We start from the raw sequence: 16,625 nt of genomic DNA, 5'->3' as shown, positions 1-16,625 counted from the left end.
CTTGTGAATGAGGAATATGAAACTTTATTGAGTGCCATTGAAAATAAGAAAGCTGTACTGGGTGTTGTGGGACTAGGTTATGTAGGTTTGCCGCTGGCTGTGGAAATGGTGAAACAAGGATTTACGGTCATCGGCATCGATCTGGATTCCGACAAAATCGACCGCATTTACCGCGGCGAGTCCTACATTACGGACATCTCGTCCGAAGAGCTTGCGGCATGCATGGAGACCGGACGCTTTAAGCCGACAACGGATTACAGCATGATCGCCGTCATTGACGCGGTCAGCATCTGCGTGCCGACGCCGCTCAGCGAGAATCAGGACCCGGATACTTCCTACATTACAATGGTAGTCGATCAGCTCAAACGCTTCATGAAGCCTAATCTGTTAATTACGCTGGAGAGCACGACGTATCCGGGAACCACGGAGGAACTGATTCAACAACCGATCGAGAAGCTCGGTTACAAGGTCGGCCAGAACTTCTATCTGTGCTTCTCGCCGGAGCGCGTCGATCCGTCCAACAGCCGCTTTAATACGCGGAACACGCCGAAGGTGATCGGCGGAACGACGGATGCCTGCCTGAAGCTGGGCGAAGCGCTGTACAAACAGTACGTGGAGACGGTTGTACCTGTCAGCAATCCGAAAGTTGCGGAAATGTCGAAGCTGCTGGAAAATACGTTCCGCAGCGTGAATATCGCCTTCGTCAACGAGATGGCGATGATGTGCGACCGTATGGGCATCGATGTATGGGAAGTGATCAATGCGGCGGCCACCAAGCCGTTCGGTTTCATGCCGTTCTATCCGGGGCCAGGCATCGGCGGCCACTGCATCCCGCTGGACCCCATGTACTTATCGTGGAAGGCCAAGGGCTTCCGCTTTTACAGCAAATTCATTGAGCTGGCACAATCCACCAATGACAACATGCCTTACTACGTGATCAACAAAACGGCGACGATTCTGAATGAATATGCCAAATCGATCAAACGCTCCAATATCCTGTTGTTAGGCATGGCCTACAAACCGGACATCAGCGATTTGCGCGAATCCCCGGGCCTCGAAGTTTACGAACAGTTCAAGGAGAACGGCGCTTATGTGGATTACTACGATCCGTATGCCAACAGTTTCGTGGATAAGCAAGGCGAAACGATTCGCAGCGTGGAGTATGATCTCGCGAAATTCAGCCGGTACGATTGCATCGTCCTCATTACGAACCACAGCAATCTGGATTATCATTCGATCGCTTCGGCCGGCGTGCCGATCTTGGACACGCGGAATGCATTTAAAGCGTATGCCGAGCCTCATATTTACAAGATCGGTCATTCCGTTCAGCATGTGCCTGAGCCGGGCGAGGCTGTCTTGATCTGATGAAATGGACGAGAAGACTGAGGCATATCGATGCAAAAGCGAAGTGGATCATCTTGGCTGCCGGCATCTGTCTTTTGCTGCTGATCCTTTTTCTTCTTCCGTCAGGCAAGGTGAATCAAAACAAGGCTACCTGGCTGTGGGATGCAAGTCTGATCCGAAGTGAAACGGAGGAGATTGTAGCCTTTAGCGGCAGGGAAGGCATTACAACGATCTTTTTGCAAATTCAACAAGAGGTTACGGACGAGGAGTACCGCCATTTCGTGGCTGCGGCACATCGGCAGGGCATCAGCGTCCATGCTTTGAACGGCCACCCCGACTGGGCTTATGAGGAAGGCCGGCAAAAAGGGATGGACCTGCTGGCCTGGCTGGAAGAGTACAACCAGGCTTCCGCCCCCGAGGAGAAATTCGAGGGCGTGCAGTTCGATGTGGAGCCTTACGTGCTTCGCAGGTGGGATCGCGAACAGGAACGGGTAGTGGAAGAATGGAGCGCCAACACGGAAGTCTGGGTCCAGGAGGCCAAGCGTCAGGGTCTCCCGTTCAGTGCCGCGGTTCCGTTCTGGCTTGATTCGATACCTGGACCGAGCCGAGCGGATACCGATTCGTTCAGCCGCTGGATGATCCAAAATACGGATGCGATTGCCGTTATGGCATACCGCGACAGCGGGGAGCAGATGTATGAATTGTCCAAGGAGGAGCTGGAGCAGGCCGACGAACTTGGCAAATCCGTGTGGATCGGCATGGAGCTCGGGGATACGGACGAAGGCGAGCATTTGACCTTTTATTCCAAGAGCGAGCAGGAGATGGAGGACGAAGCCCTGCGTGCCGCCAAGCTTGGCAGCGACCATTCCTCCTTCGCGGGATTGGCCGTCCATCACTATCAGGCCTGGGTCCACAAACGAACCGCGATGGGCGGGGAAGAGCGGTGATATTGCCATGATGGCCTGCCGCCTCTGCTCCGTGTTACAAGGAAACAACTTCATATCATTCACTCATTCAACGTACCTCCGAAGGTCTCCAAGAGACTTTCGGGGGTATTTTTTTGTCCAAGGAAGGGAAGAGAAATCGGGTCTGCGCGGTATTGTCTAGAAATTGTAGAGAACCGAATTCTATAATGGGAATCATTGAGCGGCAGGCAGAGGAACATGCTTTGAATCAAAAGGCAAACATTGACATAAGGTGGAAGACGATTCCTAAGCTCTTAAATTATTGATTTTTGAAAAAGGTGGAATTTTATGAATTTTTTCAAAAAAGCATAGCAATTACGTCAGGTTGGTGTTAAATTCTAATGGTTTGTTCAGGAGGGGCTCCACAATAAGCCCTGTTTGAAATGTTAAAGGAGTATTCAAATGAAGAGAGTTTCTAGTAGTAACCGAGTGTTTTGCATGCTTTCCCGAATGACCGCTTTGCTGGCGATCCTGGCGTTTTTGGGCGGCTGCGGTTTTTTTGGCGGTAAGGCAGCCTCCAGCGATGAAGCGGGAGGTCCAATAGCGCCTGCTCAAAAGGTGGAGCGGTATACGGGGGAGAAGAGCAGGGAAATTCCGTACGTGTATACGGCCAGGAAGGAATTGGCGCTTACCTTTAACGGCATGGGGGATAAAGCCACCATGACGGCACTGATCGATGAACTCGAACGTACGGAATCAAGGCGACCTTCTTTCTTCCGGGCATCCGAGTGGCGGAGGAGCCGGACATTGCGGGGGCAATCTTGGCCGGAGGCCATGAAATCGAGAACAATACGCTCAATCAGCTGGATATGAACAAGCTGGATTACGATCAGATCTATAAGGAGATCAAGCTGGCAAACGACGTTATTGAACGGGAGACCGGCGCCCAGCCCCGCTATGTCCGGACGCGTTCGGGCGATTACCCGGAAGATGTGCCGCTGGCGGCAGCGCATCTTGGAATGAAGGCGGTTGTCAGCTATAACATCAATCCGAAGGACCGCGATATGCAGAGTGCCGAAGCCATCGGAGAATACGTGGCGAGGTTCGTCTCCAGAGGCGGCATCATCTCCATGAACACCGACGTCAATCCGGAAGTGGTCTCTTCTATAAAATACATTGCCAAGGCCGTGGACGATATCGGATATCGGCTGGTTACGCTGGATGAGCTGGTGCAGAACGGGGGCGAGCGTAAGCCGCTCGAGCAAATTCCGGGATATGACGCTGCCCGCATCAATCCGGATTATCAACGGGCGAAGTATGAGCTGGTTTATCAAGTCGATACCGACAAAAAAGAAGTCGCCCTGACGTTTGACGATTTCGGAAGCGATAAAACGGTGACCCGCATACTCGATATTTTGGCCGAGCATGATGTCAAAGCGACCTTCTTCCTGAGGGCCAAAGGCGTGGAAAGCAATCCGAATTTGGCGCGGGCGATGGTGGAAGGCGGGCATGACGTGGCCAACCATTCCTACAGCCATCCCGTCGTTACATCGCTGACGCCCGAAGAGCTTCAGCAGGATGTCGTCAAGGCGCATCAGGTCATTACCGAAGCCATCCAGCAGCAGCCTGTCATGCTGTTTCGTCCGCCGACCGGCGTGGTCGACGATAAACGGGCCAAAGCGTTGGCGGCAGTCGGTTACCCGGTGATTGCCATGTACGACGTGACGACGCTGGATTGGGATATTTCCAATAGTGCAGACGATATTGTGAACGGGGTTATGACCAAGACGCAGCCGGGAAGCGTCATCTTGCTGCATATGCTGGATGACATTCATACCATTGAGGCGCTGCCGCGCGTGCTGGAAGGCCTCAAGGATAAAGGGTACACGTTTGTAAAAATGGCGGACATGATGCAGTTGCAGGACCAGGCCGCAATGGAGATGGAGTAAAATGGAATTATATGAAAACATGCTGGACCGCGTGGATAAATTGGCGGTCGTCGGACTGGGTTATGTCGGACTGCCGCTGGCGGTCGCGTTCTCGAAAAGGCTGGATGTCATCGGCTTTGATCTGAGCGAGGCGAAGGTGTCTCAGTATCGCAGCGGATTCGATGCTACCGGTGAGATCGGAGATGCCCTGCTTGCGGGCAGTGCGGCCGATTTCACCTCGGATCCGGACAAGCTGAAGGAGGCTCGCTGCTTTATCGTGGCCGTTCCGACACCCGTAAAAAGCGGCAATGTGCCGGACCTGAAATTCGTGCGGAATGCCAGCCTTTTGGTCGGCCGCGCCTTGAAGCGGGGAGCGGTGGTTGTCTATGAGTCAACGGTCTATCCGGGCGTTACGGAGGAAGTCTGCATTCCGATTCTCGAAGAGGAGTCGGGCCTGCGGCTGGGCGAGGATTTCAAGGTGGGGTATTCCCCGGAACGGATTAACCCCGGAGACCAGGTCCACCGGCTGGAGTCCATCGTGAAAATCGTGTCCGGCAATGATCCGGAGGCGCTGGAGACGGTTGCCAGACTGTATGAGCTGATTATCGAGGCAGGCGTTCACCGGGCGGAAACCATCCGGGTGGCGGAAGCGGCAAAGGTCATCGAGAATGCGCAGCGCGACATCAACATTGCCTTTATGAACGAGCTTTCGATGCTGTTCAACCAGATGGACATCGATACGAATGCCGTGCTGCGCGCAGCGGAAACGAAATGGAATTTCCTCCCGTTCCGCCCTGGCCTCGTCGGCGGGCATTGCATCGGAATCGACCCGTATTATCTGACGTATAAGGCCGAGGATACGGGGTATCATTCCAAGATTATTTTGGCAGGACGGCATATCAATGACGGAATGGGAAAATACGTCGCCCAGCACGTCATTAAACTTGCGATTCGCCAAGGGATAGATCTGATGAAGGCGAAGGTGGCCGTCATGGGCCTTTCGTTCAAGGAGGACTGCCGGGATATCCGCAATTCCAAGGTCATCGATATTATTCGGGAGCTGCAGGATTACGGAATCCGGCCGATGGTGGCGGACCCGCACGTAGACCCGAAGCAGGCTTATGAGGAATACGGCATCGAGCTGTCGGACATGAGCGAGCTGAGCGGAATCCAGATTGCGGTTGTGGCGGTCGCTCACCGGGAGTTCAAGCAGCTCGGGATTGCGGCATTCAAGGAGATGTTCAGCTCGGAACAGGCGAAGCTTCTGATCGACGTGAAGGGAGCTTATCCAAAAACCGAATGCGAAGCCCATGGCTTTCATTATTGGAGTTTGTAAGATAACGATGGGAGAAGGCAATGAGGATTATAAAAAGAAAGCAACCGAAGAGCACCAAGGAAGTGCTAACGCTTCCGCGCACGGACAGGCGGACTCTTTCCTATGTGCCCGATCCGGAGCAGATCCGGATGAATGCGGACCGAAGAGGCAACCGGGCGCAGAAGCCCGGGGAGGATTTGTCCAGCTCTGACTACGTCAACAAGCTGCGGATGCTCAGCCTGCGTTACGAGGCGGATTTTGAAGTTTTGCTTGTCCCGAACGGGAAAAAGAAAAAAGCCGGGATTAAGGGCGTGGCTACCGATATTTCGGCCACGGGCCTTCTGCTCAGGCTGCCGGATGCCTCTTCAAGCCTCGAAGTCGGCGACAAAGTGAAGGCGCGATTCCGCATCCCGCCGGGGGCTATGCCCGAGGGCTTCGAATCGGCCGTCAGAATCGATGCAGCCGTTGTCCGCAGGGCCTCGAATTCGACGGAAGCCGGCGAAGAGCATCTGCTTGCCTTGGAGTTCGAGAAACCGCTCACGGATTATTTTCAGCCAAACGGTGGGGGTATTCCGTATATTCCGCCAGCGCATTGCTGTTCATGGCGGTGCTCTTCATCATGCTGATGCGGGCGGAGAGCATCATTTATTTCAAATACAACATGGTGCTGTATTTATACAGCCTGATCGCGGCCCTGTTTCTGCTGACGCGCTACCTGTTCGGAGCGTTGTACCGCGATGTGCCGATCAATCCGGATTATACGCCGGGAGTTTCCATTATCATCCCCTGCTTCAATGAAGCGGAATGGATCAAACGCACGATACTTAGCTGCATGAATCAGGACTATCCCGTAGACAAGCTGGAGGTCATTGTGGTGGATGACCGATCGACGGACCAGTCGGTACAGCAGATCCAAGACATGATCGAGTTGATTCATTCCGAGGCGGAGCGTTACGCTACCCGGGAGCGCTTGTCCTATATGGTGCTGCCCGAGAATGCGGGCAAACGGGCCGCTCTGGTCACAGGCGTCGAGATGGCCAAGCATGACCTGGTGGTCTTCGTGGATTCGGACAGCTTCTTGGATCCGACGGCGATTCGCCACCTCGTCCAGCCCTTTCAGGATCCTAAGATGGGCGGCGTTGCCGGACGGACGGACGTCGAGAACAAATATACCAATAACATGACGAAGCTGCAGACCGTCCGTTATTATATCGCCTTTCGGATCATGAAAGCGGCAGAGTCCTGGTTTGACAGCGTGACCTGCCTGTCGGGTCCGTTATCCTGCTATCGGAAAGAGCTGATCGTGCAGCATGCGGACGCTTGGCTGAACCAGAAGTTTCTGGGCAGGCCCGCCACCTTCGGAGACGACCGGAGCATGACGAACTTTATTTTGAAAACGCACCGGACCGCTTACCAGGATTCTGCCATTTGCTCGACGATCGTGCCTTCGCAGATGAAGGTGTTTCTGAAGCAGCAGATGCGGTGGAAGCGCTCCTGGCTGCGCGAATCGCTGCGGGCCGGAAGTTTCATATGGCGCAAAGAGCCGTTTATGGCGTTGTTTTTTTACATAGGCCTGATCGTGCCGATTGCCGCGCCTGTCGTGGTTGCCTACAACCTCATGTACGTGCCGATCGTTCACGGCATTTTCCCGGGGACCTTCCTGATGGGATTGCTGCTGATGGCGCTGCTGATGAGCCTGGCCCACCTGCTGTTCCGGAAGAGCAGACTTTGGGTGTTCGGCTTCGTATTCTGTCTCTTCTATGAATTCGTCCTGTTATGGCAGATGCCGGTGGCTTGGTTTACCTTCTGGAAATCGACGTGGGGTACCCGGGAAACGCCGCAGGATATCGAAGCCAGGGAGAAGAAGGAAGCCCGCAAGCGCAAAGGCAAAAAATTCGGATTACCGTTCTAATCGTGTCAAAACGGTTGAAGTGAGGATTGAAGTGAGGATTGAAGTGAGGATGACATATGGCTAAAAAACAAAAAACAGCCCTCAATGTTCGGCGAAAAAATCGCAGGAAAATCATCAAAGTAACGGCACAGGTCATTGTATTGGCCGTTGCAGCCGTCCTGTTGGCCAATGCGATTTTCGATTTTCGAACATATAAGGAGCCGGACAGATCCGCCTGGCGTCAGGATCAGGGCTTTATTGCCCTGTCCTATTTCGGGGTCGGCCGCACCGGGACGTCCAAGCACGTATCCAAGGCCCAGCTGGATGCCCAGCTGAAGGCCTTATACGAACAGGGCTATACGACGATTTCGCAGCAGGATATCATCGATTATTACAGCCATGGCAAGAAGCTGCCCGACAAGGCGCTGTACCTGTCCTTTGAAGACGGGCGGAATGATTCCGCGCTGTTTGCGCAGCCGCTGCTTGAAAAATATAATTATAAGGCTACCTTTTTGTCCTATGCCAACAAAATGGGCAACAGCGAACGGAAATTTCTGCAGCCGAAGGACATGCTGAAGATGACCCGCACCGGGTATTGGGAGCTTGGGACTAACGGCAACCGGCTGACCTATATCAATATTTTCGATGATGAGGGCCGTTATGTCGGCGTTAAAGACGAGCGCGAGCTGACGGTCAAATCCAACGTGGAATATTACAACCACTATTTGATGGATTTCATCCGCGACGAGAACATGATTCCGCTCGAGAACCGCGCCGAGATGGAAGAGCGGATCCGGGCCGACTATGCGGCAATGGACAAGGTTTACACGGAATCGCTCGGTTACGTTCCGCTCACGTATATGATCATGCATGCCAATGCGCTCGGCGGAGGAATGAATCAGCTTGTGGCGAATGCCAATTCGGATCAGATTCAGAAGCTGTTCGGGATGAATTTCAACCGGGAAGGCGTTGCCTTCAATTCGAAGGATAGCGATCTGTATAATCTGACCCGGGTCAAGCCCGCGCCGTATTGGTCTACCAATCACCTGTTAATGAAGCTGCATAAGGACCAAGGGCAGCCTATGCAGTTTGTACGGGGCGACACGGAGCAGGCTGACAAGTGGGAGCTGCTTGGCGGAGCGGCAGAATTTACGGATAACCGGATGGTGGTCACATCGCCCCCGTCCCAGGCAGGAACCGTGTATTTGAAGGGCAGCGGGGAGCAAGACGTCACCGTCTCGGCCAAAGCGCTCGGCAATGTGGTAGGACGGCAGTCGGTTTATGTCCGTTACGACCGAACGAAGGGTTCGTATCTCAGGCTTCTGCTGGAGAACAACTACGTGGTGGTGGAACAGAAGATAGCGGGCCAAGCTCCCGAGGAGCTGTTCACGTTTGCCTTGCCGAAGGTGGCATGGGGCGAAGAGGATCTGCAATTCGATAAGGCTTCGGTCTATACAAAGGAGCAGACGCTGTCCGGAGACCGGGATGATGAGAATGAGTACCCTGTCAACATACTCGGAAATCGGTGGCTGGAGATTTCGGTGAAAGGCGATGCCCTGTCCGTGAGCGTTGATCGGCAGGTGCTTTTGGACCGGCAGCCTGTGGATGCATCGATTGGCGCAGGAGGCGTGGCGCTTGAATCGGAGTATCATGAGCAGAACGAAAAGGATGATATTTACGACGCCGTCTTTGAAGATGTCACGATTGTGTCGGAGCAACCGGGTGCCGAACGTAAGCTGCTGTTTACGAACAAGCCGTCCGGACTTGCCGGTGTCCTGACCGGCGTGCAGCGAAGCATGAATCGCGCGGTCGACTGGGCTGTCGAGACTTTCTAAAAATTGGGCGTAGGACGTGAACAACGAATGAAGAATCGCAGGAAGAAATGGGCGGCAGCTGCGGGGTTTGCCGTATTGTGCGCTGCCGTCTCCTTCTGGTGGTTGGAGGATCAAAAGAAGGAGCCATCGATGCTGCCCCAGCCGCTGCAGGCGCAAGTCAAGCTGTCTGCCTGGATTACGGATTGGCAGTGGGAGACGGGCATGACAGATTGGAAGCAGCTCGGTGATGGGCTTGAAGAAATCAAGCTGTTTGCAGCCTATTTCAATCATAAAGACGAGCTTTACTTGACGTCGGATTTTCGGGAGGCGCTGCCTGCGTTCCTGGAGGCGTCCAAGGAAGGGGGGCCGGCTCGCGGCGTCCTGACGATCGTCAACGATCGTTTCCATCCCGATGGAACGGCCAAACAGAAGGATCCGGAGCTGATATCCCGGCTCGTCGCTACTCCCGAAAGCCGCAGCCAACATATCAGGCAGATTCTGGACATGGCATCCCAGCACGGCTTTGACGGCGTGGAATTGGATTACGAGAAGGTCCGCAAGGAGGATGGGGCCAACCTCTCCGCGCTGTACGAGGAGCTGTATGATCGTCTCCTGGCGGAAGGCCTCTCGCTTCGAATCGTGCTGGAGCCTGGCGTATCCCTGTCATCGCTTAAGCTGCCGGAGGGGCCGGATTATGTCCTGATGGCATACAACCTGTACGGGGGGCATAGCGGACCCGGACCGAAGGCGGATTATGCCATGATCAAGGAGCTGGGGGGCAAACTGCGGCAGCTGCCGGGAGACCATGCCATCGCGCTGTCGGTTGGCGGGTTTGACTGGGCGGAGAATGGCAAGGCGGTTTCTTTAACGGAGAAGCGTGCGGTAGAGCTGGCGCGTGCCAGCCCGGACGAACCGAAGCGGGATCCGGACAGCGGGGCCCTATACTTCGAGTACACGGACGACCAAGGCATCGGGCATACCGTATGGTATGCGGACGGAACGACCCTTGCCGGATGGATGGATGCGGCGGGGGAGGCGGGCATTTTGAAGATTGCGATCTGGCGGCTCGGCGAAATGGATGCCAATACGCTGCAGAAGTTGAGCGAATTTCGACAGCAATCCCATCATGAATGATTTCGCATAACCACCCAAAAGGACACCCCGCGGCTTCAATAAGAAGCCGCTCGGGGTGTCCTTTCGCGCATGGGCACATTCGGGGGGAGTCCGCTCGTCATTCTGTCCGTCCCCATCGAAAGGGGAGTCAATGGATGAGCTTCGAAGCTTTCGCTTTGCGGATCAGCCCGCTGCTGGCCCGGTTGATCGGCTTCTTGAGCACGATCCCGATCACAAGCGCGATCGCCGCGAAGACCAGCATGAGCAGCATATCGCGGATGACGATATCCCACAGGATGCCGCCGACGGCTTCCCGCATCATGCTGATGGCATAGGTGAACGGCAAATACGGATGCAATGCCTGGAAGAACGGCGGCGTCATCTGGATCGGAAAGGTCCCGCCAGCGCCCGCCAGCTGCAGCACGAGCAGAACGATCGCCATCGCTTTTCCGACATTGCCGAACACGGACACCAGCGTATAGACGATCAGCATGAAAACGCAGCTGATCAGCAGCGCAAACAGAATGAACCAGCCGGGGTTCACCACGTAGGTTCCCAGCAAATAAATATCGCCTAGGGTAACGAACAGCGCCTGGAACAGGGCAATGGTCAGAAAGGTGAGATAGCGTCCGAAGTAAACCTCGATGCTGCGGAAGCTTCTCTCCTCATCATGTACGTCAACGGAGAGCAGGGAAACGAGCAGCAGGGCGCCAACCCACAAGGACAAGGTCGTGAAGAAGGGCGACATCGCGGAGCCGTAGTTCGGGATGGGGTACAGGCGATTCTCTTCCAGCGTAACCGGCTCGGCAAAAAACTGGCTCTCGAGCTCGAAATTGTTTTGGAGAAGATCGATGATCTCTTGAATATCCCCTTCCGCTTCCATCTCGCGCAGCCGGTTGGCCAGCTGCGTAATCCGAAGCTCCGCCTCCGGCAGACGATTTTGGGCGAGCTGTACTTCTTGGCCTCCCACTTTGAGCCCTTTCCGTGCATCTTGAAGCAAACGCTGGATGTCGGGGACGCTGGCAAGCGCCTGGGTCAATTCCTGCTGAACGCGCTTGGCCGTATCGGAGCCCTTGGTGAAGGCCTTGCTTATCGCCGGGCCGATTTCGCTGTCGTACCGGCTTAGCAGCGCGTCGGTCAGCCCCGTAATGTCATCGGTCAGCTTCTTCAGCTTATCGATGGAATCCGCAGGTGCTTCCTCCCCCCGTTCCACGGCTTGGGCAATGGTTTGGAGCGCGGCTTGAGCCGAGGTCCATCGTGCCGCAATGTCCTCGAGTTTGGCCGCCGCGGAAGCCGCCGCCGGGGAGATCGAGCCCAGCCGCTTGAACAATTGCCCCAGCCTGGCCGCGGCTTGCGCTGCAGTCTGAGCGCGCTCCTTCGCAGCGGTCAGGCGGCTGGCCAGCTCTTTCGGGTCGATGCCTTTTTGCCCTAGCGCGTCCAGCACTTGCGAAAGCGCTCCGGTGGCTGCACCCAGCACCTCCAAGTCCTGTCGCAGCGCAGGCTCCAGCGATTTCGAGGCCCCTGCGGCCTGATTCGCGAACTCCGCCAGCGCACCGGCCATTTCCTTGCCGTCCGTGGCAATCCCTTCAAGGCGGGGCAGAGCGGCATCGGCCTGCTGAACCAACCGGTTGGCCAGCTTGATATCCTGCTGGGCCGTGCTCACCGCCTCGTTGAGCTCGGGAAAGCTTTTTTCGAGCCGGAACAGCAAGCTTCGTACTTTGTTGATCGCAGGGAGCTGGTTCTCGATCTCGATCCCGAGCGTGTTGAAAATCTCGAAGATGGTGCCGTTGGCGGTTTTGATGAAATTTTTGCTGACTTCCTCCACGACGGCAGATGCCCCCTGGGCCGTCACCTTGGGCGAAATGGCGTTGATTTTTTCGTTCGTGTAATAGAGGATCTGTGCCTTGACGGGCTCATTGGTCAGTACGGTGCCGATCCGGGCGGAGAAGTTCTCCGGAATGACGATAGCGGCATAATCGGTGCCGCGCCGCACCCCCTGTATCGCATTCTCGCTGTCCTCCGTAAACCGCCACCCCAGCTTCTCATTGTGATGCAGGGACTCCACGATTTCTTTGCCCAGGTTAATGGGCTGGTCGCGAAGGGTGGTGCCTTTATCCAGGTTGGCAACGGCAATGGATACACCTGAGGTTTGGCCGTAGGGATCCCAGGAAGCTTCGATGTTAAACCAGGCATATAGAGAAGGAAGGAGGGCAAGACCCCCGATGATAACGGCTGCAGCCCAATTGCGGACGATTCTACGGATATCGGCAGAATATATATGGATAATATTCTTCATGAGCGCTCCTGTCTTGTACGTAGTTGGAGCTAGTATGCCGCCAAATCCGTGCCAAGATACGAAACGAGCCGCTCCTTTATCTCTTCCTTGAGAGAGGGCCGATCGCAGAGCAGGCTGCCTTCATACCCGCGGCACAGATAATGCACCTGCAGCCCTTCCTCGGGGGTACGGTCCTGGCTTTGAATCCGGATGCCGCGCCGCTTCATCTGCTGTTGAATGGACCAGGCGCGTGCCGAAATCCCTTTTTGGATATGCTGCAGATTTAAAATATAGATTTCGGCCATTTTGAGCTTGAGGGTCTTGAGGATTCCAATATCCCGTTCGAGAACAGATTGAAGCAGGTCATGCAGCAGATAATCTTTGATCAGGGCTTCGTCTTCGACCGAAGGCGGAGGAGGAGTGGAAGGTTTCATCATAAGAGACACATCCCCGGACATGAAAAAAATATAAGAACGCACGTTCTATTATATACATGGTATGCCATCCTTATTCGGCCTGCAACCATTAATTTCTGGCATTTGTGATCACCTCAGTGGATTCATGGCGGCATATCGTTTACACTCCTGATAACTGCATTTTTTCTGGAGGAGATTAACCATGATACTGCATAAAGGCGAAATATTGTTCCGGCAAGGGGATAGCGGGGATCATTTATATCACATTCGGAGCGGATTGTTTAAGGTGACCCGTCTGCATGCCAACGGCAATATGGTGCTTTTCAATATTTTATATCCCGGCGAAACGGTACCCCATCACTCGCTGATCAGCCCGAAGGAAACGCATGGAACCGCGATCGCGCTGATTCAGAGCGAAGTGGAGGTAATATCGGCTGAAACTTGGTATCGACAGCTGGAGGAGGATCCGCGAAAACCGCTCGAGGTTGCCAGATTGCTGCAGGAAAAGGTGAGGTTCATGCAGATGAGGCTGGATCACTTAACCGTGGGCGGGCCGGCGGAGCGGCTGGAGCTGCTGATTCAATGGCTGGATGAGTATTCCCAAGGGATACATTTGACCGAATATTTGACTCAGGAAGAGATCGGACAACTGATCGGGGTAAGGAGAGAAACGGTAAACCGGCTGCTGCGGGAGCACGGCAAGCACGTTTAGCCCATATCCCTTTGCCGACGCCTGAACCGGCTTTATACATCGGTTTATAAAACCCTGTACGAGCATGCGCCGGACAAAGCAATGAGTCGATGCACCCTTCGCGGCTGATCGATGCCGCCGGAAGGCGCCAAACCAAAAAAGATGCCCCTTTTGCAGAAGAGGGGCATCTTTTTTGGTTTTGAGATACGGTTAACCTAATATTAACTTTCCAGCGTACCGGCAGGACCAAAGAATTCATAGTGGATCCGGTCAGCAGGTACCTCCATCGCTTTCAAATGGCCGTTCACGGCACGCATGAACGGAACCGGCCCGCAGAAATAGAAGTCGGCTTTCGGATCGACCGTTTTGCGAAGGAACTCCAGATCGATGTAGCCGGTTTGGTGGTGGCAAGTGTCTTCCGTTTCCGGCTGTTCATAAATGACGTACGTGCTTAGCTGCGGATGCTTCGAGGCGAGCTCATCGATATGCAGCTTCATTGCATGCTGACTGCCGCATTTGGCCGCATGGATAAAGCTTACTTTCCGTTCCGGCTGTTCCAGCAGCACGGTTTCGAGCATGGCTACCATCGGGGTCAAACCGACGCCGCCACTGATCAAGACAAGCGGAAGATCGATTTCCGTATCCAGCGTAAAGGTTCCGGCCGGAGCCGTGACCTCTAGAACGGTTCCAACCTCTGCATGACGGTGCAGCCAGTTGGAGACGATGCCGGCAGGCTTTCCATCCAGCTCGTCTTCTCGTTTCACCGTAATTCTGTAGTAAGGATGTCCGGGTGCGGACGAGAGGCTGTAATGACGATTATGATAATAGGCTTCGCCCTCAGGTTTTACCCGAAGCGTGATGTATTGGCCGGGCAGATAATCGGAAATTTCCCCGCCGTCCTGCGGTACCAGATAAAAGGAAGTAATGACGGAGCTTTCCTCCACCTTCCGGTCAATGACGAAATTACGGTATCCGCTCCAGCCGCCGGCTTTGTTTGCGGCTTGCTGGTACATATCCGCCTCGATCCCGATAAAGACATCAGCAATGACGCCATAAGCTTCGGCCCAAGCCTCGATAATTTCGGGCGTTGCGGCATCGCCAAGCACATCCTTCATGGCGCCGAGCAGCGTTTCGCCGACGATCGGATAGTGTTCCGGCAAAATGTTTAATGCCCGGTGCTTGTGTCCGATTTGTTTAACAACCGGGACGATGGCTTCAAGACGGTCGATATGGGCCGCGGCTGCGTATACGGCATTGGCCAGGGCAAAGGGCTGTTTGCCTTCTCTTTGATTCGCATGGTTGAATATGTTAAGAAGTTCCGGGTGATGATGAAACAACTTTTGGTAAAATGCGCTTGTGATTGCCGTGCCGTGGGTTTCCAGAACCGGCACGGTCGATTTAACGACCTCGATCGTACGTTGGCTTAACATGCAGACTCCCCCTTGATTCATATGATACTTAGTCGAGTTGGTGTTCCCTTTAAGTATAGACAGGCGATGGAGGGGCTCTTGTGATTAAGATCACATCGGATTCAGCGAATATGTGAACAATATTTTTACGCGCAGGAGGTTCTTAAAGCTGGATTTTTTACATATTCCATATAGAGATTCCAATTCATTCTAGCCAGCTGTTTAGCTTGTATGCCAACTGTGTTATAATAATGTTAGCACTCTAACTAAAACGAGAAAGGATCAGGATACCATGTGTCCCCGAAGGACGAATCCCCAAAGGACGATTTGGAAACGTTATGATCTCTCATACACATAGCTTCCTTTGTAGAGCGAAGTCGGACGTCTGAAGACAAGGACGGTCTCTACGAAAGGATGGGAACTATGGTTCGAAGGATGAACTCCTCCAGGTTGCCTCAAGGTAGAGATTGGCCTATGTCTGACCAATCTACTACGACAAGAGGGATCCTGTATGAGGAAAAGACAAAACACATTTATCACCATGTCGGCGATGTTGTTCGGAACGTTTTTAATGGCTTTTACGTATTATCACATTAATTTTCACAATCATTTGACCGAAGGCGGCTTTGTCGGCCTTGCGCTGCTTGGCAAATATGCGCTTGATATTCCGCCAGCATTGAGTATGGTCCTTATGGACATACCGGTACTGCTGATTGCCTTGTTCATCAAGGGCCGGAAATTCATATTCAATACCGTTGTTGCGGCGAGCATGTTTACCTTGTTCTACGCATTGATCGAGCGGTATTCCACGCTGGTTATCGATCTGAATCATAACCTGCTGGCAGCCGCGCTGCTGTCCGGATTATTGACGGGCTTTGGAGCCGGCATCGTGCTCCGCTATGGCGGGGCGACAGGCGGTGACGACGTAATCTCCGTGCTGTTCAGCGAGTGGAGCGGGCTTAAGGTAGGGACGGTGTTTTTCCTGATGGATGCCGTAGTACTGCTATTATCGCTATTCTATATGCCATTGGTTGAAACCTTATATACTATATTAGCCGTATCGATTGCCGGGCAAGTGATCACCATCACAGTGACGTACGGTACCGAGAAAGCGGAAAAGAAACCGGTTCGGAAGGCGGTCCGTGCCCCAAGCACTCCGGTTACTCCGAAAACAGCGCAGCATACCGTTAGCGGCCGTTCGTAATGCGGTCCCAATAAGAGAAGCTCACCCGCATGCAGGGTGAGCTTCTTTCATGTGCTTTAAATCGATTACTTCTCGTCCTTGGGGTGGTTCTCGTCCCACTCCTGTGCCTTGGCGGTGGCGATGGCGATGGCACGTCCCTCATCGTAGTTCTCCTCCAGCAAGGCATTGGCAATTTCCACGGCTTTATTCCTCACCCGGGGCTCCAGATTTTTCATGGATGGTGGATAATCATTTTTGCTCCAAGGCATGGTACGATCCCTCCAATTCAACTGTTCATTGCATGTACTGTATATTACCCCGTGCAACCAAATTGAATAAAC

Annotated in this window: 11 protein-coding genes and 2 pseudogenes; 9 read left to right on the top strand and 4 right to left on the bottom strand. The window is 54.0% G+C overall.

The genetic code is table 11. The annotated features are described in order from the left end of the window. Positions 1-3: 3 nt before the first annotated feature. The 7 genes and pseudogenes from AC3RCL_RS20190 to AC3RCL_RS20160 all read left to right on the top strand — a co-directional run bounded on the left by AC3RCL_RS20190 (position 4) and on the right by AC3RCL_RS20160 (position 10,331). Entirely contained in the window at positions 4-1,365 is a 1,362-nt protein-coding gene (locus AC3RCL_RS20190) for a nucleotide sugar dehydrogenase (protein ID WP_015734405.1), read from the top strand. After that, positions 1,365-2,291, top strand: a complete 927-nt coding sequence (locus tag AC3RCL_RS20185; RefSeq protein ID WP_096773199.1) for a hypothetical protein — start codon at positions 1,365-1,367, stop codon at positions 2,289-2,291. The genes AC3RCL_RS20190 and AC3RCL_RS20185 overlap by 1 nt, the downstream gene beginning before the upstream one ends. Before the next feature lie 456 nt (positions 2,292-2,747). Next, a pseudogene (locus AC3RCL_RS20180) lies at positions 2,748-4,198 on the top strand (polysaccharide deacetylase family protein). A gap of 1 nt (position 4,199) precedes the next feature. After that, positions 4,200-5,513, top strand: a complete 1,314-nt coding sequence (locus tag AC3RCL_RS20175) for a nucleotide sugar dehydrogenase (protein ID WP_492531556.1) — start codon at positions 4,200-4,202, stop codon at positions 5,511-5,513. Between the two features lie 20 nt (positions 5,514-5,533). After that, positions 5,534-7,404, top strand: a pseudogene (locus AC3RCL_RS20170) (glycosyltransferase family 2 protein). Positions 7,405-7,460: 56 nt separating this feature from the next. Further along, positions 7,461-9,218 carry a polysaccharide deacetylase family protein gene (locus AC3RCL_RS20165; protein WP_492531554.1) on the top strand — a complete coding sequence of 586 codons (1,758 nt, stop codon included), beginning with the start codon at positions 7,461-7,463 and terminating at the stop codon, positions 9,216-9,218. A gap of 27 nt (positions 9,219-9,245) precedes the next feature. Further along, entirely contained in the window at positions 9,246-10,331 is a 1,086-nt protein-coding gene (locus tag AC3RCL_RS20160) for a glycosyl hydrolase family 18 protein (RefSeq protein ID WP_492531551.1), read from the top strand. A 127-nt stretch (positions 10,332-10,458) separates the two neighbouring features. Here the strand turns inward: AC3RCL_RS20160 and AC3RCL_RS20155 are convergent, their stop codons facing one another. Together AC3RCL_RS20155 and AC3RCL_RS20150 are read right to left on the bottom strand one after the other, a co-directional pair. After that, complete coding sequence (locus tag AC3RCL_RS20155; protein WP_492531549.1) at positions 10,459-12,606, bottom strand: YhgE/Pip domain-containing protein; 2,148 nt, start codon at positions 12,604-12,606, stop codon at positions 10,459-10,461. Positions 12,607-12,635: 29 nt separating this feature from the next. Further along, positions 12,636-13,022: a YhjD family protein gene (locus AC3RCL_RS20150; RefSeq protein WP_492531547.1), complete on the bottom strand. Its 387-nt coding sequence runs from the start codon at positions 13,020-13,022 to the stop codon at positions 12,636-12,638. A gap of 181 nt (positions 13,023-13,203) precedes the next feature. On the opposite strand from AC3RCL_RS20150, the gene AC3RCL_RS20145 reads away from it, so the two are divergent. Then, the gene (locus AC3RCL_RS20145; RefSeq protein WP_096773206.1) at positions 13,204-13,713 is read left to right on the top strand and encodes a Crp/Fnr family transcriptional regulator; all 510 of its coding nucleotides are present in this window, start codon (positions 13,204-13,206) and stop codon (positions 13,711-13,713) included. Positions 13,714-13,913: 200 nt separating this feature from the next. On the opposite strand, the gene hmpA is transcribed toward AC3RCL_RS20145, so the two are convergent. After that, positions 13,914-15,122, bottom strand: coding sequence for an NO-inducible flavohemoprotein (gene hmpA / locus AC3RCL_RS20140; RefSeq protein ID WP_492531545.1), 1,209 nt, complete (start codon positions 15,120-15,122; stop codon positions 13,914-13,916). A 490-nt stretch (positions 15,123-15,612) separates the two neighbouring features. On the opposite strand from hmpA, the gene AC3RCL_RS20135 reads away from it, so the two are divergent. Next, on the top strand, positions 15,613-16,305 hold the full coding sequence (locus AC3RCL_RS20135) for a YitT family protein (RefSeq protein WP_009592920.1): 693 nt from the start codon (positions 15,613-15,615) through the stop codon (positions 16,303-16,305). A gap of 65 nt (positions 16,306-16,370) precedes the next feature. Here the strand turns inward: AC3RCL_RS20135 and AC3RCL_RS20130 are convergent, their stop codons facing one another. Then, entirely contained in the window at positions 16,371-16,553 is a 183-nt protein-coding gene (locus AC3RCL_RS20130; protein ID WP_015734417.1) for a DUF2188 domain-containing protein, read from the bottom strand. Between the last annotated feature and the right edge of the window lie 72 nt (positions 16,554-16,625).

It is taken from the genome of Paenibacillus sp. MT86 (genome assembly GCF_058792535.1).
This window is presented reverse-complemented; position numbering and strand designations above follow the sequence as displayed.

Coding starts and splice junctions, on each gene's coding strand:
- AC3RCL_RS20160 (WP_492531551.1), top strand. CDS start 9,246: ATGAAGAATCGCAGGAAGAAATGGGCGGCAGCTGCGGGGTTTGCCGTA.
- AC3RCL_RS20150 (WP_492531547.1), bottom strand. CDS start 13,022: ATGATGAAACCTTCCACTCCTCCTCCGCCTTCGGTCGAAGACGAAGCC.
- AC3RCL_RS20165 (WP_492531554.1), top strand. CDS start 7,461: ATGGCTAAAAAACAAAAAACAGCCCTCAATGTTCGGCGAAAAAATCGC.
- AC3RCL_RS20145 (WP_096773206.1), top strand. CDS start 13,204: ATGATACTGCATAAAGGCGAAATATTGTTCCGGCAAGGGGATAGCGGG.
- AC3RCL_RS20130 (WP_015734417.1), bottom strand. CDS start 16,553: ATGCCTTGGAGCAAAAATGATTATCCACCATCCATGAAAAATCTGGAG.
- AC3RCL_RS20155 (WP_492531549.1), bottom strand. CDS start 12,606: ATGAAGAATATTATCCATATATATTCTGCCGATATCCGTAGAATCGTC.
- AC3RCL_RS20185 (WP_096773199.1), top strand. CDS start 1,365: ATGAAATGGACGAGAAGACTGAGGCATATCGATGCAAAAGCGAAGTGG.
- hmpA (WP_492531545.1), bottom strand. CDS start 15,122: ATGTTAAGCCAACGTACGATCGAGGTCGTTAAATCGACCGTGCCGGTT.
- AC3RCL_RS20175 (WP_492531556.1), top strand. CDS start 4,200: ATGGAATTATATGAAAACATGCTGGACCGCGTGGATAAATTGGCGGTC.
- AC3RCL_RS20135 (WP_009592920.1), top strand. CDS start 15,613: ATGAGGAAAAGACAAAACACATTTATCACCATGTCGGCGATGTTGTTC.